Annotated in this window: 23 protein-coding genes and 2 pseudogenes; 12 read left to right on the forward strand and 13 right to left on the reverse strand. The window is 44.8% G+C overall.

Annotated features, from left to right (window positions below):
- The first annotated feature begins 95 nt into the window (after positions 1-95).
- Together NIE88_RS15860 and NIE88_RS15865 are read left to right on the forward strand one after the other, a co-directional pair.
- On the forward strand, positions 96-488 hold the full coding sequence (locus NIE88_RS15860; protein WP_253063596.1) for a fluoride efflux transporter FluC: 393 nt from the start codon (positions 96-98) through the stop codon (positions 486-488).
- Positions 478-858 (forward strand): fluoride efflux transporter FluC, encoded by a 381-nt coding sequence (locus NIE88_RS15865; RefSeq protein ID WP_253063598.1) that lies wholly within the window; start codon positions 478-480, stop codon positions 856-858. The genes NIE88_RS15860 and NIE88_RS15865 overlap by 11 nt, the downstream gene beginning before the upstream one ends.
- 111 nt (positions 859-969) lie before the next feature.
- On the opposite strand, the gene NIE88_RS15870 is transcribed toward NIE88_RS15865, so the two are convergent.
- The 3 genes and pseudogenes from NIE88_RS15870 to NIE88_RS15880 all read right to left on the reverse strand — a co-directional run bounded on the left by NIE88_RS15870 (position 970) and on the right by NIE88_RS15880 (position 4,387).
- Complete coding sequence (locus tag NIE88_RS15870) at positions 970-2,016, reverse strand: ClC family H(+)/Cl(-) exchange transporter (RefSeq protein WP_309247047.1); 1,047 nt, start codon at positions 2,014-2,016, stop codon at positions 970-972.
- Between the two features lie 25 nt (positions 2,017-2,041).
- Positions 2,042-2,590: pseudogene (locus NIE88_RS22625) on the reverse strand (chloride channel protein); the annotation flags it as partial.
- A gap of 330 nt (positions 2,591-2,920) precedes the next feature.
- Positions 2,921-4,387 carry a DHA2 family efflux MFS transporter permease subunit gene (locus NIE88_RS15880; RefSeq protein WP_253063602.1) on the reverse strand — a complete coding sequence of 489 codons (1,467 nt, stop codon included), beginning with the start codon at positions 4,385-4,387 and terminating at the stop codon, positions 2,921-2,923.
- 190 nt (positions 4,388-4,577) lie between these two features.
- Here NIE88_RS15880 and NIE88_RS15885 point away from each other — a divergent pair, with 190 nt between their 5' ends.
- Positions 4,578-5,177 carry a TetR/AcrR family transcriptional regulator gene (locus tag NIE88_RS15885; protein ID WP_253063604.1) on the forward strand — a complete coding sequence of 200 codons (600 nt, stop codon included), beginning with the start codon at positions 4,578-4,580 and terminating at the stop codon, positions 5,175-5,177.
- 128 nt (positions 5,178-5,305) lie between these two features.
- On the opposite strand, the gene NIE88_RS15890 is transcribed toward NIE88_RS15885, so the two are convergent.
- The gene (locus NIE88_RS15890) at positions 5,306-6,970 is read right to left on the reverse strand and encodes an alpha-keto acid decarboxylase family protein (RefSeq protein ID WP_253063606.1); all 1,665 of its coding nucleotides are present in this window, start codon (positions 6,968-6,970) and stop codon (positions 5,306-5,308) included.
- Positions 6,971-7,220: 250 nt separating this feature from the next.
- Here NIE88_RS15890 and NIE88_RS15895 point away from each other — a divergent pair.
- Positions 7,221-7,529, forward strand: a pseudogene (locus NIE88_RS15895) (EamA family transporter); the annotation flags it as partial.
- Positions 7,530-7,566: 37 nt separating this feature from the next.
- Here NIE88_RS15895 and NIE88_RS15900 read toward each other — a convergent pair.
- Both NIE88_RS15900 and NIE88_RS15905 read right to left on the reverse strand, forming a co-directional pair.
- The gene (locus NIE88_RS15900; protein WP_253063647.1) at positions 7,567-8,169 is read right to left on the reverse strand and encodes an efflux MFS transporter permease; all 603 of its coding nucleotides are present in this window, start codon (positions 8,167-8,169) and stop codon (positions 7,567-7,569) included.
- Between the two features lie 50 nt (positions 8,170-8,219).
- Entirely contained in the window at positions 8,220-8,417 is a 198-nt protein-coding gene (locus NIE88_RS15905; RefSeq protein ID WP_253063608.1) for a hypothetical protein, read from the reverse strand.
- Between the two features lie 157 nt (positions 8,418-8,574).
- On the opposite strand from NIE88_RS15905, the gene NIE88_RS15910 reads away from it, so the two are divergent.
- The 3 genes from NIE88_RS15910 to NIE88_RS15920 all read left to right on the forward strand — a co-directional run bounded on the left by NIE88_RS15910 (position 8,575) and on the right by NIE88_RS15920 (position 11,009).
- The gene (locus tag NIE88_RS15910; protein ID WP_253063610.1) at positions 8,575-8,952 is read left to right on the forward strand and encodes a TetR/AcrR family transcriptional regulator; all 378 of its coding nucleotides are present in this window, start codon (positions 8,575-8,577) and stop codon (positions 8,950-8,952) included.
- A gap of 189 nt (positions 8,953-9,141) precedes the next feature.
- On the forward strand, positions 9,142-9,786 hold the full coding sequence (locus tag NIE88_RS15915) for a TetR/AcrR family transcriptional regulator (RefSeq protein ID WP_253063612.1): 645 nt from the start codon (positions 9,142-9,144) through the stop codon (positions 9,784-9,786).
- Positions 9,787-9,863: 77 nt separating this feature from the next.
- Complete coding sequence (locus NIE88_RS15920; RefSeq protein ID WP_253063614.1) at positions 9,864-11,009, forward strand: YhgE/Pip domain-containing protein; 1,146 nt, start codon at positions 9,864-9,866, stop codon at positions 11,007-11,009.
- A gap of 73 nt (positions 11,010-11,082) precedes the next feature.
- Here the strand turns inward: NIE88_RS15920 and NIE88_RS15925 are convergent, their stop codons facing one another.
- The 5 genes from NIE88_RS15925 to NIE88_RS15945 all read right to left on the reverse strand — a co-directional run bounded on the left by NIE88_RS15925 (position 11,083) and on the right by NIE88_RS15945 (position 15,588).
- On the reverse strand, positions 11,083-12,867 hold the full coding sequence (locus NIE88_RS15925) for an ABC transporter permease (protein WP_309247048.1): 1,785 nt from the start codon (positions 12,865-12,867) through the stop codon (positions 11,083-11,085).
- Between the two features lie 3 nt (positions 12,868-12,870).
- Positions 12,871-13,071: a hypothetical protein gene (locus tag NIE88_RS15930; RefSeq protein WP_253063618.1), complete on the reverse strand. Its 201-nt coding sequence runs from the start codon at positions 13,069-13,071 to the stop codon at positions 12,871-12,873.
- The gene (locus NIE88_RS15935) at positions 13,068-13,817 is read right to left on the reverse strand and encodes an ABC transporter ATP-binding protein (protein WP_253063646.1); all 750 of its coding nucleotides are present in this window, start codon (positions 13,815-13,817) and stop codon (positions 13,068-13,070) included. Before NIE88_RS15935 ends, NIE88_RS15930 begins: the two co-directional genes overlap by 4 nt.
- A gap of 74 nt (positions 13,818-13,891) precedes the next feature.
- Positions 13,892-14,893 carry a sensor histidine kinase gene (locus tag NIE88_RS15940; protein WP_253063619.1) on the reverse strand — a complete coding sequence of 334 codons (1,002 nt, stop codon included), beginning with the start codon at positions 14,891-14,893 and terminating at the stop codon, positions 13,892-13,894.
- A complete protein-coding gene (locus tag NIE88_RS15945; protein ID WP_253063620.1) occupies positions 14,890-15,588 on the reverse strand; it encodes a response regulator transcription factor in 699 nt (232 codons plus the stop codon). The genes NIE88_RS15940 and NIE88_RS15945 overlap by 4 nt, the downstream gene beginning before the upstream one ends.
- 239 nt (positions 15,589-15,827) lie before the next feature.
- Here NIE88_RS15945 and NIE88_RS15950 point away from each other — a divergent pair, with 239 nt between their 5' ends.
- Both NIE88_RS15950 and NIE88_RS15955 read left to right on the forward strand, forming a co-directional pair.
- Entirely contained in the window at positions 15,828-16,385 is a 558-nt protein-coding gene (locus NIE88_RS15950; RefSeq protein ID WP_253063621.1) for a Crp/Fnr family transcriptional regulator, read from the forward strand.
- A gap of 64 nt (positions 16,386-16,449) precedes the next feature.
- On the forward strand, positions 16,450-17,196 hold the full coding sequence (locus tag NIE88_RS15955) for an SDR family NAD(P)-dependent oxidoreductase (protein ID WP_253063622.1): 747 nt from the start codon (positions 16,450-16,452) through the stop codon (positions 17,194-17,196).
- Between the two features lie 218 nt (positions 17,197-17,414).
- Here the strand turns inward: NIE88_RS15955 and NIE88_RS15960 are convergent, their stop codons facing one another.
- Entirely contained in the window at positions 17,415-18,641 is a 1,227-nt protein-coding gene (locus tag NIE88_RS15960; RefSeq protein ID WP_253063623.1) for an MFS transporter, read from the reverse strand.
- A 387-nt stretch (positions 18,642-19,028) separates the two neighbouring features.
- On the opposite strand from NIE88_RS15960, the gene NIE88_RS15965 reads away from it, so the two are divergent.
- From NIE88_RS15965 to NIE88_RS15975, 3 genes are all read left to right on the forward strand, one after another.
- A complete protein-coding gene (locus NIE88_RS15965; protein WP_253063625.1) occupies positions 19,029-19,685 on the forward strand; it encodes an HlyD family secretion protein in 657 nt (218 codons plus the stop codon).
- Positions 19,686-19,703: 18 nt separating this feature from the next.
- Entirely contained in the window at positions 19,704-21,521 is a 1,818-nt protein-coding gene (locus NIE88_RS15970; RefSeq protein ID WP_253063627.1) for a DHA2 family efflux MFS transporter permease subunit, read from the forward strand.
- A 61-nt stretch (positions 21,522-21,582) separates the two neighbouring features.
- Entirely contained in the window at positions 21,583-21,957 is a 375-nt protein-coding gene (locus tag NIE88_RS15975; protein WP_253063629.1) for a MarR family winged helix-turn-helix transcriptional regulator, read from the forward strand.
- Positions 21,958-22,029: 72 nt separating this feature from the next.
- On the opposite strand, the gene NIE88_RS15980 is transcribed toward NIE88_RS15975, so the two are convergent.
- Positions 22,030-22,407 (reverse strand): hypothetical protein, encoded by a 378-nt coding sequence (locus NIE88_RS15980; RefSeq protein WP_253063631.1) that lies wholly within the window; start codon positions 22,405-22,407, stop codon positions 22,030-22,032.
- Between the last annotated feature and the right edge of the window lie 7 nt (positions 22,408-22,414).

The raw sequence follows: 22,414 nt of genomic DNA on the forward strand, positions 1-22,414 counted from the left end.
AATATGGTCGCCAGACACCTGATTCCTCGGCAATGAATAACCGGATTTCTCAGCTGGCAGGTGACCTATATAAAACATCCCGGAGGCATGCATACGTGTATTATATACTTTTAATTATTTTCGGCATACTAGGTGCCCTTGCCAGATATTCTTTACAATTATTGCTCTATAATCCAGACTTTCCACTCGCAACGCTGATGATAAACCTGCTCGGCTGCTTCCTGCTCGCTGTGGTCACTCAATTTCTTATATGGGTGCCGTTTCTCACCGCACGTACAGTCTCGGCTATTGGAACCGGTTTTGTCGGTTCATTTACAACATTTTCAACCTTTACATTGGAAACGTTCCAGCTACTGCAAACCGGTCGTTACATGACCGCCATCGGTTATCTTCTGATCAGCAGTTTTGGAGGTCTGGCTGCGTGTACCTTAGGGCTTCAAATGAGCAAATATTTTTTAAAAAAGGGGCGATCGGTCAATGCTCGCTAATTACCTTGCAGTAGCTCTGGGTGCACTATTTGGCGTACTTGCTCGTGTTTTACTTTCCAATTGGATTAAGAAGAAATGGACCGTAACATTCCCTCTGGCTACATTTATTGTCAATATATCCGGATCTCTGGCACTGGGGATACTGACCGGACTAAGTTTAGGGCCCCGTCTCTCACTCCTTTTTGGTACAGGACTGATTGGCACCTATACGACCTTTTCAACCTTTAATCTCGAAAACAGCAAACTCATTCGAAGAAAAAAGGGAACAGTTTTTTTAATCTATTGTGGCGGTTCTTATCTATTTGGCATTGCGGCTATTTTTTTCGGGTGTTCTCTTGGTAAAATGATGCGGATAATGATAGGGCTTTAAACAAAGACTTAAAAAGACGACTCAGAAATTCAAAAAAGAATTTGAGCCGTCTTTTTTGCAAGGTATGAGTGCCTTGCAAATTCCGAAGAGATTCACCAATCCGACATCTGATCACAATCCCAACGAGTTCATTTTATACAGTATTTGTCTCACATCGCTACGCCTGCTGCGATCTGTCAGCAAAATCAGCGTGTCCCCTGAACGAATCATTGTATCTCCGTGAGGAATCACTTCGTGCTCACCGCGCCGAATGCTGATCAACAATGCATCACTGGGCCAATGTATGTCCCGAACAAGCTGTTTTTCCAATTGACTGCCGGCAAACACCGGAAGTTCCAAGCGATCATTTTTACCACTAAGCTGATTTAACTTCTTTCCTAAATTCAACCGCTCTAAAAGTGATTCATAGATCGGCGCACCGCCAAGCATATCAACGACAACATAAGCAATAAATGAGGTGACAGCAAGCGGCATGAGATGACTGAGATTCCCTACCATTTCAGTGATTAAAATAATCGCAGTGAATGGCGCCTTACCAATCCCTGCAAAGTAACCGGCCATCGCAAAAATAACACAGTTCATCAAATAAACACCCGACATCAATCCGAACTGTATCATTAAGGTCCCATAGACAACTCCAATCAATGCGCCAAGAGTCAAAATGGGCAAAAAGATACCACCGGGAAGACCGGACCCATAAGAAATCATTGAAAAAACAAACCGAAGCACAAACAGTGCGAACAGGATCCAAACAACTGAGGGAAGCTTTTGAACGCTCAAAATCAGCTGATTTCCGCCACCCAGTGTATCAGGTAAAAAGATACCGACTGGAATCACCAGTAGCATGGGGATGAATCCATGAAAATGGCGTGGCAGCTTCGACGCAACCGCCGCATACATTCGAGGCATAAAAAGCAATGACCTTTGATAAACAAAACCAAGAACACCAAGAATAATACCTAATAAAATGAGATGCCCATACAGATAAAGTGGAAAACTCGCCTGATAGTGAATATGAAGAACCGGTACAAGACCAAAGAAGTTCGATGAGATGAAATTTGCGCCAAGGGCAGCGGCCAGAGATGTCATCCATACCAATGGAGAAAAATTGTGATAAATCTCTTCCCAATACGAATAAGGTTCCAGCAATCGGCGCATTGAATGCGGCCGATAAACCGGCCGCAGAACCGCACGCAATAAAAATCCGACGCGACGATTCCATTGAGTTTATTTGTTCCGCAACCCCCTGACCAATCGCGGCACCTAATTGAATAGAAGGACCTTCCCGACCCAGAAATAACCCTGAACCGATACCAAGTATTCCCGTGATCCATTTTCTCCATAAAACTTGCCACCAATTCATTTTTAAATCGCCGGCAAGCTGACCTTCTACCTGGGGAATCCCTGAACCCATAATATTGGGTTCAGAACGAACAAGTATGCCAATAACCAGAGCGAGCACACCATTAACTAGAATCATGACAGCAATTAACCATAGATGAGAAGGAATCATTTGATAAAGATGCTGCCAAATACGCACGGACGATTCAATGAACAAGCGAAACAAGCTGACTACCGTTCCTACAAGCAAACCAACCAGCAATCCTTCCGATATGAATCGTAATCGAGTTGTGTCAAAATTTTTTTCGGTTTTCTTTTTTTCTAATCGTTTCATTTTATCACTTCTTGTCGATTTCCTATCAGTGTTCAATAAGTTTATTGTAACCTTCATTTGTCTATGACGAAGCAATTTTTGTCTTTACAAAAATCAGGTGATGATACAAGAAAATCCGATGATCACAGCGTCAGACTTCTGAGGCAAAAAATCGCTCTACACAGATTTTTTACAACCTGTTAACTCCGCTCATAGTGAATCTCTTTATTTCAGATTTTTTATAATAAGATAGCACAATGACCACGATTATTTTTTGCTGCATTACTTCCTGCTAGAAAAATATACGCAGTAACGATGACTTTGGATGTTAAAAATTCTGCAGCGTCCTTGCAAATATAGGCAGAAAAAATGAGCAGTCCGATTAAAGACTGCTCCGCTGCTCTCTATTTAATTTTCCGCAACAGCTGCCACTTTTAAATGACCCGCTCCGCCGTCCTTTTTCTTGGGTCTTCTCAGTGTGAAACTCAGAACCAGACCAACGAGTGCAATGCCGATCAGTACGGTAAACGTATCACCAAACGAAGAAGCAAGAGCTTGGAGCGGCTGAACGCCATCCTTTAAATGCACTTCCATCCTTCCTGAAAGAATGGTTGACAGGCCGGCAACGGCAAAAGACATCATGACCTGTTGAAAGGCATTTGTCAGCGAGGTGACGCGACTAACGATTTGCTCAGGCGCTGCCTGAATGATATGTGTATTCAGCGGCATCATTGATAATCCCATCCCGGCGCCAAGCAGTGCCAACGGGAGAATGAGTGCACGCGAGCCGTCACTTGCTGAGATTCCTGACAGGAAATATGCTGCTGAAGTAACAAAAATCAAACCGGTCGCTACAACGGGACGCGCGCCGAGACGGTCAAACAGCCGCCCGCCTATAGGCATAAAGACAGCTGCCGCCGCTGCCTGCGGCAGTATGGACAAGCCGGATTCAAAAGGAGAAAATCCCTTCCCCTGCTGCAGGAAAAGCGGAATCAGAAACATGGTGCCAAATAAGGCGATCTGCGTCACCCACTGGACAATGATGCCTCGTGAAAAGTCGGAAGAAAGAAAAACGCGAAGCTCCAATAACGGCTGCCTGCGCCGCAGTTCAACACCAACGAACAGAATGAGCAGAATACCGCCGACAATCAGACTGGTAAGCGTCTGCGCGGATGTCCAGCTTGTTCCGCCTTCACTGACACCATAGACGAGTGCAGCGAATGCGAGCGGAGCAAGAATCATGCCAAGAACGTCCAGCGCCGGAACCGATTGCCGCGCCAGATTGGGCAAGGTCCGTAGACCAACCAGCAGTGCAATAATGCCGACAGGCAGGTTAATCAGAAAGATCCAGTGCCAGCTCGCATACTCAACGAGCCAGCCGGACAAAACGGGACCCAGCGCAGGCGCAAGAAGCATCGGAATGCCAATCATGCCCATCACTGAGCCAACCTTTTCCCTCGGGCTGAGGCGATAGACAAAGGCCATCGCAATTGGGGCGACCATACCGCCGCCCAATCCCTGTATAATACGGAACGTCACCAGTTCGTGGATACCCGAAGCAAGCGCACAAAGACCCGAGCCAATCGTAAACATCAGAACTGAAAATAAAAAGACGCGTTTTGCGCCAAAACGGTCGGACAGCCATCCGGCGAGCGGAATAACCGCCGCCTGTGCCAATGCATAGCCGGTTACGGCCCATTGTACCACTGATATTTTACTGTCAAAGTCCTTGACGAGTCCCGGAAGCGCGACATTCATTGCCGTTCCGTCAAGAATGACCATGAACATACCAACGATGATCGCAAGTAGCGGCGCAATAATTTCTTTAATTGTGACTGCCTGAACAGGCGCCGCATGTTCATTTTCTAAAGCCATTTTCCAACCTCCCACGTTTCTCACAGTACAAACTTCTCGCTTATTGTTGACCCGTCAAAGAATCCTGTTTACAATAAATCAAAGAAATGAACTGTTTGTGCGGACAATTGTCCGATTGATTAAAAATCATAACGGACAGCTGTCCGCATGTCAAACAATTTGGCTTGCTCAATGAGAAAGGGACCTGCTCATGGATGAAAAAACAAAACGGCTTGATACGGATGAACGAACCGCACTGATTTTGCAAACAGCCGAAACACTATTTGAAGCACATGGCGTTGAACAAGTCAGCATGCACCAGATTGCTCAATCGGCAGGTGTCGGTCAGGGAACAGTGTACCGTCGTTACGCAAACAAAGGTGATTTATGCATGGCTTTGATGCACCGGCAATTCCACAAGCTTCAGCAGCACACGGCAATGATTTTGGCTCAGCCGGTCTCTTTTCGGCAACAATTGAAAGACATAGTTAAAGCACATATTCATTTTCTTGAAAGCCATGTCGCTTTCATTGAAACGATTCATGATACCGCTATGTGCGCAGAAAAGAAACAACTCTTCTACGAATCACAGCCCTATCAATTTCTTCACGGGGTTCTTTGTACATTGCTCAATAAGTCAGTTGCTGCTAAGCAAGCACGGCCAATCCAAACAGACTTTACGGCGCATATGATGATCGCCTCGATCAATCCCAAGGTCTATCTCTACTTGCGCAAGAAAAAGCAATACAGTGAACGCGAAATTGTCGACTCGTTTGCTCAATCGTTTATTGATCCATTGTATTATAAATAAAAACTTTCACCAGCTTAGAAAAGGATCAAGCTGATGAAAGTTATTGTGTTTCGCAACTGCTTTGTAAGAAAAATTTGATGTCGGCCAAGTCTTAGTCCTTTGCTGTGGCAAAAATCATATATTTTCATTTAGAAAAACGCGCGCAATCCCTGATGCTTATGTTCCATTTTCATCACCTGCTCATGCATGCGATGAATGATTTGCGGTACATCCATCGGGTCAGCGATCATTTCGATGAGACATAGTTGTGCGAGGCATTTCTTTTCTGATTCGGCAATTGCTTCGCGCAGTTCACTTTCCGATGATACTTGAACAGTGAACGGTTCATGTCGAAAGACTCTCAGCAATTGATAATAATCCCAATCGGGGAAATTATTATACACTGTACTTTTGACCGTATTAATGTATTTTTCAATGGTGTAGCCTTTGTTGTTCAGGACAAAGATAATCGGCTTGCAGCCGTATTCAAGCATAGAGCTTAGCTCCTGCACATTCATCTGCATTGAACCTTCACCGGTAAAGAGCAGAACGCGTCGATTAGGAGCAGCGACACATGCGCCAAATGCCGCCGGAAGCGCATAACCGATCGCGCCCCATCCGCCTTGCGTGATATAGGTAACTCCTTTTTTCAATCGAGTCTCCGCCAATCCCCAAGCAAATGTTCCGGATTCGGTAACAACAATGTCCCGCTTCTGAAACATAGTCTGGAACTGCGGATAGTAGCCATCCGCAGATAGCGTGCCATCGTCCGTCTTTTGGTGATCAAAAGGAAACACCGGCTGCTGCGGCAAGGTCCATGAATGATCCCCTGTTGGAAACGCATCAATCATATCATCAATGATAATGTTCGGATACATTGTTTTTCCGATTTGAACATAATTAGGCATCACATTAATGACCGCGAGCGGATCAATGGTGTCGGTAAACAGTCCGGTATTGTAATCGTTCCAAACCGCTCCGAACGCAAGCACACAATCCGAGTGTTCAACAAGCTGCCGCGCTGCTTCATTGCTGCCAAGTTGTCCACAGTAAAAGCCCGCATAGTTAGGCAGGCTCTCGTCACAAGCCCCTTTTCCCATCATCATCGTGACAAATGGAACATTCATTTTCTGAGCAAGTTCTTCTACCCGCTCACCAAGCCCATAGTGCATTGCGTAAACATCAGGAAGGATAATGGGGCGTTCGGCGGTTTGCAAGCGCGTGGAAATCATTCGGACAGCTTCTTTTAATGAAGCTTTATCCGTTTTCTTTCGCTGCGGGTTTTCCGCTCTCGAAGTCATCGTTGCGTTCACAACGTCCGTAGGGATCGTCAAATAAACAGGTTTCTTTGTTTCCCGAGCCTTGGCGATTGCATTGGGGATCTCAACACCGGCATTTTCCGGAGTGATGGCGGCCGCATAGGCCGTAATCTGCTCGTACACTTTTTTAAACGTGTCAAAATTACCGTCGAGCAGCGTATGATGCATCAGTTTGTGCTGCGTCTGCAACATCGCTTTCGGACCACCGACAATATGGATGATCGGCACCGATTCGCTATAGGCGCCGGCAATGGCATTACAGGCGCTCAATTCACCAACTCCGAACGTCGTGATCAGCGCACCAATCCCCTTTACACGCGCATAGCCATCAGCCGCATAACCCGCATTCAACTCATTCCGACAGTGGACAAAATTAAGTTCTCCATCCCTTTCAATCTGATCAAGCAATGAAAAATTATAATCACCCGGCACCCCGAAAATGTCTGTAATGGTTTCGTTTTTCAAGCACTCAAATAAAAATTCACCAACCTGCATCACTCTGCCCCCTTGTTAAAAGTTAATATGCCTTATTTTTTACCAAGTGGGAAAGAGATATGTGTGAATGTCCATAGCTGCGATTACTGCGTTGTTTCAACAAAATCGATTTACATAGTGTACCGTTTTCGTTTGACCCTATATTAATGAAAAGACATTAACCACACGCATTGCCATTGCTCGACGGCATCGCTATTTGAGGAGCAATAATTCTGTGACTAAATCCGCTTTTATAAAATTGAGCATCGCCATGACCATTTTTGGTTCGATTGGCTTTTTCTCGCGTTTGACCGGTCTTCCGTCTATGGAATTGGTTTTTATTCGCTGCATCAGTACTGTTTTTCTCTCCGCCTACTGGCTAATCAGCGGACACTACCGGCAAGAAAAGTGGCGGAGAAAAGAAATGGCCACCATCATAATCGGCGGCGTCTTTCTTGTCTTGAACTGGATTTTTTTCTTCGCTTCATTTGAAAAAACGGCGATCACTGTCGCCATCTCGATTTACAATTTAGCGCCAATTCTTGTTCTGGTGATCGGCTGGATCTTTTTCAAAGATCGAATCAAATGGATCGGTGTTGGCGCAGTTACACTTGCTTTTATTGGCACCGTGCTGATTTCAGGGGCCCATCCAAGCGACCTGATGAGCAGAACATCGATTGCCGGACCGGTCTATGCGACAGCCCCATTTCTCCGCCAAGCAGTGCCAGTGGAAGAATCAACGCCCTCGATCCGTCTTCCGCTGAAATCCTCGATAACAGATAGGCCGCTGATGTAATAAATACTAAGCCGGTAATGACAACGGGCCGCGCGCTGAATCCCTTACCCTGCTGAAGAAACAGAAGAATGAGAAACATCGTTCCGAACAATGCGATTTGTGTGATCCACTGAACAATGATCCACCGTGTAAAATCAGCGGAACGAAAAACGCGAAGCTCTAATAGCGGCTGCTTGCGCCGCAGTTCCACAATAACAAATAAAATAAGTGCAATCCCACCGACAACCAATCCGGTAATCGTCTTTGCAGATGTCCAACTTGTCCCACCTTCACTCACACCATAGGCAATTGAAGCAAAGGCAATCGGTGCGAGAATCATGCCTAGAAAATCCAGTGCAGAAACGGATTGACGCTCCAGATTCGGCATCGTACGAATGCCCGTAATAACGGCGAGCACACCGACAGGAAGGTTAGAAAAATCCAATGCCAGCTCGCATAATCAACGAGCCATCCTGATAAAACCGGGCCGAGTGCCTACCCTGTTACCACCCACTGAACAACAGAAATCCTGCTGTCAAAATCTTTTACAAGTCCGGGAAGGGCGACATTCATTGCCGTTCCATCCAAAATGACCATGAACATACCGACAATGATTGCGAGAAGTGGCGCAATAATCGCTTTTATCGACGTTGCCTGACCAGAACGAATGTCTGATGTTTTCTTTAAAGCCATCTGTCATCCTCCATTTTACTTACCCTTTATCCTGTGCCCTCATTATTGACCTGTTTTCATTTAATGTTTACAATAAATCAAGAGAAAAGTTAGTCACTGCGGACAATTGTCCGCTTGTCAAATGATTGACCCTGACAAAAAAGGAGACCTGTTTTGCATGCCTGATCAAGCGCAGCGCAAAGATGCCAACGAGATAAGCGAATCTATTTTGCAAACAACTGAAGCCCTATTCTCGAAACACGGTGTTGAGAATGTCAGCATGCATCAGATTGCCAAAGCTGCAAATGTAGGACAAGGCACAATATATCGACGCTACGCAAACAAAGGTGGTCTTTGCATGGAGCTCTTGCATGAACAGTTCAACCTGATGCAGGCAAAAACCGCCGCATACTTAGAGAAATCACAATCAAAGCCTGCAAAAGAACGATTGCAAACATTGTTGAAAGAACATATTCACTTTCTGGGGACCCATGTTGCACTTATTGAAACCATTCATAACTTCATGACCTGTATGGGAAAAAAGAGGCTGCTATGATCGAAAATATGAACAAAACATTAATTGACCCGCTATTTTCTTAGATGATTAAAAAAATATTGACATCAAACGAAAAGTCGTTTATATTTTCATTGACCGATCAGTTAATTAAAATATAATTTGATTCTGCCTCCAGCTTGACGTCACCCACTCAACTTGGCTAACATTGACCATGAGGTGAATGAATCGATGAACGAATCAACACATAAAAAGAAATTAACCAGTCGAGATTTGCAAGCCATTGAACGCAAAAAGCAGTTGCTCGACTCTGCGCGGAATTTATTTGCTGAAAAAGGCTTCCACAATACCTCGACAAAAGAAATTAATCGAGCAATTGGCATGGCAGACGGACTCATGTACTATTATTTTCCAGAGGGAAAGCAGCAGATTCTCGATGCGGTCATTCAGGAAGCGACTGAAAGCAAAGCGGAATTTATCAGTCAGATCTTACAGAACGTGAATCCTGACGATTCGGTCCGTGACATGCTTGTTGGGATAGTACGTTCTATGTGGGCGCTGATAACTACCGACAGTAACCGAAAAGCACTATTAATCATGTTTCACGAGCAACCACTGTTGAAAAAAGAACAGACTTCATGGATCGTCGATACGTTTCATTCGGTCGTTGAGCAAATTGCCGATCTGCTTGATGAACGGGTACAGCGCGGGGAGCTTCGGCCGCTCAACTGCCGACTGATGGCCCGCCAGCTGTCCGCCCTCTTTCAGAGTTACCTTTTTGAGCGTGTCTTCATTTTGGGCGAGCATGAATTAGACGAGGATTCCGAACGTTACTTTTTGATGAACGCCGATTTCTTGCTTGAATGCTGGAAATGAAACAAATTGAAGGAAATACCAGCTTTCAATTGTATTTTTATTCACTGATTGGTCAATGAATTTATAGGGGGCTTCATATGTTACGTGTTTTTACTCGGAAATCATTTTGGCTGTATCTTGTCATCGTCGTTTTGGTTCTCTCGATCTTTTCTTTCGCTCAATTTGGTCCATCAAGCACATCAAAAATTAAAGGTTTAAAGGTTGCCCTTGTTAATGAAGATCAGGGACCAAATGGAAAAGTCATTAAGGAAAAGCTGCAAGACGCATTCGACAAATCAGATGCACCGATTAAGTGGGTTTCTCGCAGCAGTCTCCATTCGGCAAAAAAAGGAATGGAAAACAAAGACTATTATGCGGCAGTCATTATTCCTGAAAATTTTACGGAGCAGCTCACAACGCTCCAAACCGTAAACCCGCAAGCAGCAGGGATTGAATTATGGGTAAACCAAGGCATGAACGCCCAAGCTGCAACAGCCGTTCAAACGATTTTCGCTAAAGTATCCACGAAATTAACGGCGACCATTAGCAATCAGACACTTCAAGTGGCAGATGCACATCATTTGAAACTAACTCCTGCACAGGCAAAGGTGCTGACACAGCCGATTGACACAGAGATCCACTTGATAAATAAAGTCGGCACGCATAGCGCCGGCGGCAACGCTCCGGTACTGTTGACAATGCTCGTTTGGCTCGGCGGACTCATCAGCTCACTGCTTATGTGGCGCACCTTCAAAAAGATGGGCAATGACTCACTGTCACTGCGCCTCACCGTTGGGCAAACGCTCGCAGGTCTTGTCCTCTCCTTCACTCAGGCGCTCACGCTGCTCACTGTGGTCAGCGGCATGATGAATCTTCATGTGCCGAATACTTGGAACCTGATTTGGGCGCTCACATTCAGTGCATTCGTTTATTATTTGATTCAAACAGCGGTTCTGGACTGGCTCGGGTTCAAGGGATGGCCAATTGTTATTCTGATTTGGTTCTTCGGATCACCGCTACTCCCTTACCCTCCGGAAATGCTGAACCATTTCTTCCGCTACTGGATTCACAGCTGGGTGCCGGTACGTTTCGGCATGGAAACGATCAAAGATGTGCTCTACTTTGGTGCAAAAGCGGATTTATGGACGATGGCTTCAATCCTCGGTTATATCGGACTTGGCGCACTCATTTTTGTACTTGGTGCCGGATGGTGGCAAGGACGTAAGAATCTCAAATCAATCTAAAGTTAATAAAAAAGATGAGCCTGTCTCTATTAGACAGGCTCATCTTTTTTTGTGCTCTAAACTTGTCCTTCGTTTAAGCCTGCATCGCTTGCTTCAACAAACGCAAATGGTGATGTCTGACGACAAAAAAGTAGATGGTTTGAAGTACCAGGAATGAACCGATGACGGCAATCACACTGCCGCTAATCGAAAAGTGAATCAGGTTATGAAGTGCGATAAACGCGACGCCACTGTGCAGTATCGCAATAATGAGCGGAAGAAAGAACAGAAATGCGAGCTGACTGGTGACAATTTTTTTGAGCTCAACCTGCTTTAAGCCAATTTTATTCAGCATTTTATACTGGCTGATGTCGCGCTTCTGATCACTGTAAAGGCGCAAATAGAGGAAGCCTGCGGCAAAGGTGTAAAAAACAATGCCGCACAGAACCGTCAAGAGCAGCAGCAACCCGTTTTCCTGTTTCGTTCGCTGCCAGTTCAGTGCCAGAGAATCGAAATTAAGATAATAGCCATTTTTTGTATATTTTTTACTGTGAGTAAATCGATAATAGTTGTTTTCAATTTTCCTCGATGCCTGAATGGTTTCTCTCCATTGAGATGTATGCAGAACGACATAATTCATTGAGTAAAATTTATCTTTTGACCGAATGTCCAGTTGATCCGTCACTTCATCGGGAACAATACTCACGTATGCGTTCGGGTTGTTCGCGCTGACGCCTACTAACCCCGGAAATCGATTCAAGGCAGCGACACTTTTGACTTTCATCAAGCGGATTGATTTGTTCACTCTCAGCTTGATCGTGTCCAGTCCCTCACTCGATTTCAAATGCTTTTCCGCAGCCGCTGTATACGGAAGCAGGACGCTTTCATTCTTCTTCAAATACACCGGTTTTTTCCCCTGCAAAGCAAGCAATTGATTATAATCTGAATTGCTGATCAGCTCACCCGTACTGCCGGCAACATCAATAATCCTGCTATAGTAGATCCGCCCATAGGCCTTCTTATACCGGTCAATTCCTGAAGCCCGCAACTCCTGCTCCGCCCCATCAATGAGCGAAAGGGCAACTGCCCGATCACTTATGTACGTGAATGCGTAGGGACTGCTCACCTCAGTTGTCAGCTCCGAACTTCCGATTGCCGTACTTGTACCTACAGCAGTCATCGCTGTCGCAAAGATAATGGCAATAATGAAAAGCGTACGGACATTATCGCTCATACGGAAAATCAGTTCGGATAAACTGAGCAGATTGGTTCGATGAAAATAGAGGTTTTCCTGTTTTTTTAACATATGGAGCAAGTAAACGAGCAGTTGACTGAAGAAGAAATAGGTTCCGTTGACAACAAGAATAACGCCTCCGAAAAGCGGAAGAAAAGAAAAGGATATTCTGTTTGATATGTTTAAAACGATACCGTATCCGGACGCAATCAGAAGGCCTGCAAATATAGCGAGCGCTGCATGCGCATGCGGTTCCTTTTTCGCCATGCTTTTCGAATCAATCAATGTACGAACATGACCCGTGCGCACGGTCAGTGTCGTGAGCAGACTAATCAGCACAAACATCACGCCGAAGACGAGAAATGTGATGGCAATCGGCCTCCACGGAAGATAAAAAGCGAGTGAATGATCGAGCGCCAGCAGATTTGAGCAAACAAGCAAGATCACTTTTGAAAAAGCAAAACCATAGAAGATACCGGCAATTATGGCCGCGAATCCGGTCAAGACATTTTCCGTAAAGATCAGACGAACCATTTGTTTTCTGGAAAGCCCTTGAATAAATAAAATACCAAACTCATACTTTCTCATCTTTAAAAAAGTACTGACTGCGTAAAAAACTGCAAACGCAGAGAAAATGACGATCACGACCTAGCTGATTTGAAAACCAATCGTTGCAAGCTCGCTCATGCTCCCATTCACTGAGTTGATTTGTCCGGATAAATCGGGATGAAAAATGAGCAACGCATAAATAAAAAACATCGACACGGCGAAAAAACTACTGAAAAAGTAAGGTCCATAGACCTTTGGATTACGTTTAACATTAAGCATCGCGAAACGGAAAAAGGTCATCTTGGACCCCCTCCCAGCAGTTTCAGAGTATCCATAATCCGCTGGTAAAAATCCGTCCGGCTATCTCCTCGATAGATTTCATTATAGAGCGAACCGTCTTTGATAAACACCACCCGGCTGCAAAAACTTGCCGCTTGCGGATCATGAGTAACCAACAGGATCGTTGCCTCTTCCTCGCTGTTCAATTGTTCGAGCAGCTGCATGACCTCGGCGCTGTTTTTCGAATCCAGATTTCCCGTTGGTTCATCAGCCAAGAAAAGTTCCGGATTGTGAATGATTGCGCGCGCAATTGCCGTTCGCTGCGCCTCACCGCCTGAAATCTCGTACGTTCGTTTTTCAAGAATATGCTTGATTCCTAGTCTCTCGGCAATCCGTTCCAGTTTCATGTCCATTTCTGAAAGTGGCGCACCGTCCAGCGTCAACGGCAGGAAAATATTTTCTTTAACAGTCAACGTGTCTAATAAGTTAAAGGACTGAAAGATGAACCCGAGCTTTTGACGCCGAAACGCGGCCAGCTGGTCAAAATTCAGTGCGTAAGGATCTTTCCCGTTTAAACGGATGCTTCCTGAAGTCGGTGGATCAATGGTCGCGATCATGTTCAGTAGTGATGTTTTTCCGCTTCCGGACGGACCCATGATTCCAAGAAATTCCCCTTTTTCGACTTCCATATCTAAGTTTGAAATTGCCCGGACATTGACTTTTCCATTATAGATTTTATTTAAACGATTTATTTTTAATAACACTATCGAATCACCTTCCCTGTTAGTGCAAGTTTAGCGTGATCACGGAATCTGTCCTATTGATGTAGATGACGGAAAGCTTACATTTTTGTAAGAGATGACTCATGAGGAATTTCAATACATACTGTTGTACCTGCGCCTACCGTGGAGGTAATTTTGATCGTATAGCCGAGATGCGTGCATATTTCTTTGACCAAGTAGAGCCCCATACCCGTTGATTGTCCATAGTTACGCCCGTTCTCTCCGGTGAAAAAGGGATTGAAAACGCGCGGTAAATCCGACGATTCAATGCCGATGCCCTGATCTGTAATCGTTAGGTATAGATTTTGCTGGCGGCTGATTGCTTTAATAGTGACTTTGCTTCCGGACGTTGGCGAGTATTTAATGGCATTGGTGATTAGTTGGCCAATCGCGAACTGAAACCATTTTTTATCAGTCTTAATGATTGCCTCTTCAGCGATCTCCACTTGCGGATAGAGTTTGCTGCGGATGAAGAGCCGCCTACAGTCATTAACCGTATCGTGAATCAACGTCCGCAAAGCGACTGATTCCACAACAAAATCAGATTCAAAATGATCCAGACGGAGTGTATAAAGCACCGTCTTCAGTCCGTCTTTGATCCGGTCGGTTTCTTCTCGAATGCTGCGAAACTCCGGATCATTTTTTTCTTGAACAATCAGATCGATCACCGATACCGGTGTTTTCATTTGATGTACCCACTGATTGATGAAAATGCTGCGGTCATGGTTTTTCCCGGCAAGCTCCTGAATATGCTTCTGATAGAATCGATATTGGCGGGCGAGATACTGTTCAGCATATCGGCTCAGTCCACTACCCTCGTTTTGGTAGAATTCGGAATCAGGCTCTCCGGACGGCGGCGTGCTTAATCTTACAAAAAAATGGCGATGCGTCACATAACGGAAAATGAGAAAAACAGTCAGGAGAAGTGTGGTCAGAAAAAGAACGTAGACGAATAATATCTTGTTGTGATAACCATCGAGCCAGTAGATTCCGGTTGATAAACAAACGATCATGAAAACGAAAAGTATGTACGACAGATGATCTTTCAGAAAAAGCTTCATGAGCCTTCACCCTGATACATCCAGCGGTAACCGCTTCCTCTGATTGACCTGATCGCTCCTGCCGCGCCAATTAAATCAAGTTTTTTTCGCAGCCGGGCAACAGTGACGCTGAGTGTATTGTCATCGACAAAGGTCGAATCATCCCAGATTTCTTCGAGAAGTACGTCACGTGTTGCTACAGCTGGTGCTGATCGCCAAATCAGTTCCAGAAGCTTGGTCTCATTCTTCGTAAGTTCAGCCTTGTGATCTTCTTTACAGATCGTCAGACGAAGCGGGTAAAAAATCAGTCCGTTCGCACGGTATTCCGGCTCTCGGTCATTGCACGCGAAATCCCCGAAAGCACGTCGCAGCTGGGCCCGAACCTTGGCAATCACGACCTGATAGGAAAAAGGCTTTGTAATGTAATCGTCACCGCCATTTTCCAGAGCCATGACTTGGTCAAACTCACCGTCCCGCGCTGATAAAAAGATGATTGGACAAAGCGAACGTTCGCGAATTTTTCGACACCAGTAATAACCATCGAATTTTGGCAGATTGATGTCCATCAGCACGAGATCTGGTTGCACTCGATCAAAGAAGTCACTAATTTGGTTAAAGTCATCCGCAATCCATGCCTTCAGATCGTATTTCATCATATAGGTTTGTAGCAATGCAGCAATCTTCAAATCATCTTCAACAATTAATATTTTATTCAAGCCGCGCCCCCCGTAAAGCCATTGTCTTTTGTCTCTTATTTTACAGGAAATGCCCCTTTGATGTTTCCCTATTTTCTTGTTTTTTGTGTGCTGGTCACTCATTCTCAACAAGCGAACGAATAAAAGAGAATCCCCTCTGTCTTTTTGCTATGATAGAAAAAAGAAAACGTGATAACATAGGTATTAATAACGAAAAATTCAGATTAGGAAAGATGATCATCGTGAGGGCGAGTGACTATTTGGAAAGAAAATTGCAAACTACATTAACCCATCATGTAGAAGAAATAATAAACCGTGAGGCACAGATTGTATCCTTTCCTATCGGACATACAGTTCTGTGGGAAGGCGATACTGCGTCATACCTGTACTATATCATCAAGGGCGCTGTGCGCGGTTATTACATTGACCGTAAAGGAAATGACATGACAAAATGCTTTTGCACGGAAAACGATTTCTTTTCAACAGAAGGTTTTAGAACATCTGCTCCGGCAACCTTTACAATCGAATGCTTAGAGAGCTGCAAATGCCTGCAATTGAACCACAAATCTCTTCAGTGCATTGTCAATTCTGATAAATCTATTAGTGATTCAATAAGGTGCTTATTTCAAGCTGAAGTAAGTAAACAAGAGGACAGAAATAAAAAGCTCATGTTGCTGAACGCAGAAGAACGCTACCTTGTTTTCTGCAATGATTATCCGCATCTGCACAAGAGAATTGCTTTGAAATATATCGCTTCCTACATTGGCGTACACGCCGCTTCATTGAGTCGTATAAGAAAAAAAGTCGATAAAAATTAACCCAGGTAAATTACAAAATCACTTCTTTCAGTCATACTTGCTTTAAACAGAGGAGTGATTTTTTATGGGAAATGTTCTCATAACAGGGGGAACCAGTGGCATTGGCTACGCGCTTGCACGAGTATTTGCAGCAAATAATTATAACATTATTATTGTTTCTTCAAATGACGCACGTTTAAAAAGGACACAAAAAAAGCTTCAAGAAGAATTCCCTATTACAGTAACGATTTTTGAGCAGGATTTGTCCCAATTAAAAGCGGCCGAACGGCTTTATAATAAGGTGCAAGCTGCAAACATTGATGTTGATATATTCGTTAATAATGCCGGATATGGTTTAGTCGGCCCAACGGAGCAGATTGGTTTCGATGACGATGAGAAAATGATGATTTTGAATGTGTTAAGCCTTGTAGAATTATGCAAATTGTTTTTGCCAACTATGTATAAAAAGCAACGTGGAAGTATTTTGAATATAGCTTCAACAGGAGCATTTCAACCCGGACCGTTTACATCTACATATTTTGCAAGCAAGGCATTTGTTTTGAGCTACAGCAGAGCAGTACGCTTTGAAGCCCAAGAACACGGCGTACACGTCTGTACCTTATGTCCGGGCGCAACAAAGACCAATTTTTTTACTAGAGAAGGCACTCCTCTACCCAAAAGCTCAATGTCTGCTGAGCAAGTTGCTGAGTATGCCTATCGGCAACTAATGAAAAATAAGTCGGTAGTTATTCCCGGTTTTATCAATCGTGCATTGCAAGTATTGCCAACTTATATAAAAATGGTTGGCATTGCAAAGATGAAAAAAGATTAGTTCAGGGTGGCTGTATGCTAAATCAAAATACTTCTTTCAGCAGCAAAACTTTCAACAGTACAGAACACACAACCACTGAATTAACCGTTAATGGTTCACAACAACCAGCGAACTAAACTGAATCGAGTCGAATTGTGCATTGAGTCCTAATGTTCACGATCCCTGACAGACCTTAACCAGCTTGCTCCGCATATTTTCTCCGGCTTTCTTCGACCTAATCACAATGGTCTTAGCTGCTCAAGCCGTGGCAGCCGGCGCAATTTCTTATTCCTCAGCCAAAGCACAGTCGTCATGAACAACACAGCTCCTTGAAAAAGGAAAAGAGCGGCATTTCCCTCCCATGCGCTTATCATTCCGCCAAACAAGGCACCTAAAAGCATTGCGGCTGCAATCAGCGTATCAACGACCGCCGAAACTCTTCCGATCATAGTCGAAGGAGGTGTCATCTGAAAAAATGTGCTGAACATAATGTTTGTCGCCCCGAAAGGAATATTGGCGAGTACAAGAAAAAGGCAACAGAAGATCAGTGAATGGAGAGAGGTCCATGCGAAAAATCCCCACATGACAGCGGGGCATCCATACCCGTAGATCAGCGCTCTCCCCATGCTTACTTTTTTTTCCAGAAAAGATGACATAAGCGTACCGAGTAAGAAACCAAATGTATAGCAAGTCAGTAACGTTCCATACCATATGCTGCCGGTCCGCCTAATTGCTTCGAAAATGCAGGCAATACCGCCAGCACTGCGCTGAGAAAAAAAGTTAACGGCAAGCAGAGGAAGCAGCAGGCTGAGCATGAGCGGCTGAAAAACGAATCGAAACCCCGCCGCAAGATCGGTCCGGTATGAGGACGTTTTCGGTCGAATGTTCGTATTCGTCGTACGAATGCTCAGAAGTGAAAAAAAGACAGCCGCAAGGGAAAATGCGATTGAGTTTATGACATACAGGTGAACTGCGCCGGTAAACAAGATCAAAAGTCCGCCACATAAACTGAAAATAAGATCTGTTCCCTGATAGGAAAAGGTCATTGCAGCGTTTGCAACAACCAGCTGATCCTTTCCAACCAATCTGGGAATCAAAGCATTTTCAGCTGGATAGGGAAAAAGATCAAAAAATGCAATTAATGGCATGATCATGAGCACGCCAACCACCGTAAGCAGGTGAACCCAGTATAATAGAGGAACGAGCAGGAGCAAAAGCCCTTGAATGAGTGAGGAGATGACGAGTACCTTTTTCGGACTCGTCCGATCCACAATCGGACCAGCCAAAAAAGACAGACATTCCGGGAAGAGTGTTAAAAAGCCAGCTAGTCCCGAATAGAAAGCGGAGCCTCCCAAATCATAGGCAAGCCACATCGCGGCAATATAATAGAGACTATCTCCGCAATTGGCAATTAATCGGCCAAAAAAGAGAAAAGTAAAATTCTTATTTTTCATCAGGGTATTCATGATCCATCCTCCGCATGACCTAAAATTTACGATTGCGGCATTTGTGAACCCACCCTGCCTGATTTGACCCTGACCTACGAAAATGAACGCTGATCATGTATTACTACCCCGCAATCGCTGCTTAAAAAAAGGCGCAAATCTCCCGTTTTAAGCAGCGATCAATGTGCGCACGCAGGATAAAGACAACGTCATGAACCGATTCGCCTCCACAATTTAATCGTTTCATTATGCATCCGAAATGCACGGCATTCAATCCTCTTAAACTCAGAAAATATTTTTCAATTTTATTGATTCTCTCCAATAAACGTGTTAATGTAGCTAATGCGCGCAAATAGTTAATAAGGTTAATAATTAATTTAGTTAATCGTTTGGAAAGGGGTTTTGCACATGAGCAATTTCACGCGTCTGCTCATCATTAATATCATTGTGATCATTGTTCTAATTGGCGGCGGAGCAGCCGGCTACTACTATTACGATCAGGCAACCAATTACGTAAAGACCGATAATGCCGCTGTTAGCGGCCAGGCGATTTCCATTGCCGCACCGGTATCTGGAAAACTGACCAGCTGGAATGCAGTTCAAGGCAAGAGCTTTGATGCCAACGACACGATTGGCAATGTGGAAGCAGCAGGTGCGGATGGAAAAGTTATGAAAACGGCCGTAAAAATGCCGCAAGCGGCGACAATTGCCCAAAATACCGGTTCAAAGAACGCCTTTGTTGCTGCCGGAACACAGCTTGCCCAAGCATACAATCTTCATGAACTCTATATTACCGCGAATATTGATGAAACAAATATTGAAAATATAAAAGCCGGGCAGAAGGTCGACATCTCGATTGATGCATTCCCAGGTACGAAATTCACCGGAAAAGTCGATCAAATCGGAACAGCGACTGCATCGACGTTCTCGTTGATTCCAAGTTCAAACAGCAACGGCAATTATACGAAAGTCACGCAGGTCGTTCCTGTAAAGATCACACTCGACGGTGATAAAGGTGATAAACTGCTTCCCGGAATGAACGTAACGGTGAAGATTCATATCTAATTTGAGAGGAGGGATTTGATGACATCGTTCCTTTCTGTTTATATTGGCTGTTCACTTGTCTTTCTTGTTCTGTTTAATCTTTTTCTGCGCCGTATACGCAGAAAAAGAAAGCCGGTGATCGACGCCGGTACCCACAGAGCCGACATGCTGCAGACTGCAGAGACGGCCGTTTTAAAACCACTTAAACCGGGAAAAGGCGATTCGAAGCACCCATCTGAGGACAGGCAAACACTGCGGCCGGCAATTCAGCCGGTGACTGATGCAAATGCAGACTCAGGACACCATGTCTCGATTATTCTTGTACTCATTCTTGGCGCCTTTGTGGCCTTGCTGAATCAAACATTAATGAATGTCGCATTGCCGAAAATGATGACTGATTTAAATATATCCACAAATACAGCTCAATGGATTACCACCGGGTACATGCTGGTCAATGGGGTGCTGATCCCGATTACGGCTTACTTAATGGAGACTTTCACAACACGAAAACTGTTCATCTCAGCCATGGTTCTGTTTTCATTAGGAACACTCGTTTGTGCGGTTTCGCCGACATTTATTATGCTGATGGGCGGTCGGATCATCCAGGCCATTGGTGCCGGTATCATCATGCCACTGATGACGAATGTATTTTTAACGATTTTCCCACCTGAAAAGCGTGGCGGCGCCATGGGCCTGATGGGTGTGGCAATGATTTTCGCGCCTGCAGTTGGACCGACTCTTTCTGGATATATTGTCGAGCATTTTACATGGCGGCTTTTGTTCTGGGTTGTGCTTCCCTTGGGCATTCTAGATATTCTTCTTGCCGTTACCTATCTGAAAAATGTCGGTCGACGGTCCTTCCCTAAGCTGGATGCGCTTGGCATTGTCCTGTCAACCATCGGCTTTGGCGGTATTTTGTATGCCTTCAGCGAGGCAGGCAATAACGGATGGGATGACTTCGCAGTTGTCGCCACACTCATAATCGGCGCATGCGCACTGATTTTATTTGTCTGGCACGAGCTGCGGGCGAAAACCCCGCTGCTCAATCTGCATGTTTTTGAATACAAAATATTTACATTTACAACGATCGTTAATATACTGGTGACAATGGCGATGTTTGCCGCGATGATTCTGCTGCCGATTTATTTACAGAATATCCGCGGATTTACACCGCTTCAATCCGGACTGCTCTTGCTTCCCGGCGCGTTACTGATGGGCGTGATGTCACCGATCACCGGCATATTGTTTGATCGGATCGGTTCCCGTCCGCTTGCCGTTGTCGGCCTTGCAGTAACCATCATCACCACATGGGCATTTGCGCACTTAAGTGACGCGACCACGTATGGGCACATTATGTTTATCTATACAGCGCGTATGTTCGGTATGTCTCTGCTGATGATGCCGATTATGACGGAAGGACTTAACGACCTGCCAAGAACATTGAACAGCCATGGAACTGCGATGTCCAACACGATGCGACAGGTTGCCGGTTCGCTTGGTACTGCATTCCTGGTTACCGTTATGTCTAATCGGACCACGTACCACTTTGGCGAATATGCAAATCAGATCACATCAGGCAATCTGCCGCTGATGCATCACTTGCAGAGTTCCGGCGCAGCCCTGGCAGGGACCGGGCATTTGCCAGTGGTACAGGCACAGCAGAGCATCTTTCAAGTGATTGAACTGAAGGTACAGCAGCTGGCAACGATTCAGGGGATCAATGATGCATTTATTATCGCGACATTGCTGACTGTTGCTGCATGGATCCTCTCCTTCTTTATCAGGCGGGCAACCACATCGCGGAAAAAGCACGAGACAATGAAACATAAAGCGAAATTATCTCCGGCTAATGATTAACGAAAAGCAGGTGACGCCCACGGACAGAGAAGCTAGGATTCATAGTATAGAAAATAATTTTGTGATCTTCGTCCGACGCTACAAACGCGCGATGAACGAACTTCGAGACAGCCCTCTGACGGGCCATGAATTTTCGTTTCTTTCCTATCTGTATAAGCATCACCGGGAAACGGCCTCTAAGATTGCCAAGAAATTCGAGGTTTCTCCCAGTTATGCAACGACGGTGATTGATAAACTGATTCGCTGCGGCTACGTTGCACGCAAACGTTCGGAAACGGACCGACGGGTGATCCGACTGACCGTAACGGATGAGGGCATCATCTTATACCGTCAATTGAGCGACATACGCAGAGCCTATTTACACAAAGTCTTTCAGGAATTTGATGATGCAGAACTCGAACAGCTCTCAAACCTGATTGCAAAGCTCATTCAATAATAAAACAACCGTATCGGTATAACAGCGATACGGTTGTTTTATGTTTTACAGCAGCGTCACCGGCTGCAGGAATCAGAGATATTTTTCTGCATAGGCCAGAAGATCGTGAATTTCCTCTTTGGCAGCTTTCGTGAGGACTTTGTTATCATTTAGCATCTGTTCTCCGCGTGCCTTAATAAATCGCAGATAGTCTTTATTTCTTGTTTTGGCATAGCCTTTCTTTGCCTGGTGCATATCAAGAAAGTCTCCTGCGGCTTGTTTGGCCAGCAGATATCGTCCGATCAGTAAAGCGATGGCGAGCGATAAGGCGACCAATGTTCCCCATCCGTCGGTGATTGTGTAGAGCAGGATACCGATTACCATCAGTATCGTTACCCATTTCGCCGAACTGTACACGTAGCCTTCAGGTTTATTTTGTGGATGCAAAAATGCTTTTAAACTGTTTAACATGGAAATC

The organism is Sporolactobacillus shoreicorticis, assembly GCF_024125445.1.
Lineage (GTDB): Bacteria > Bacillota > Bacilli > Bacillales > Sporolactobacillaceae > Sporolactobacillus > Sporolactobacillus shoreicorticis.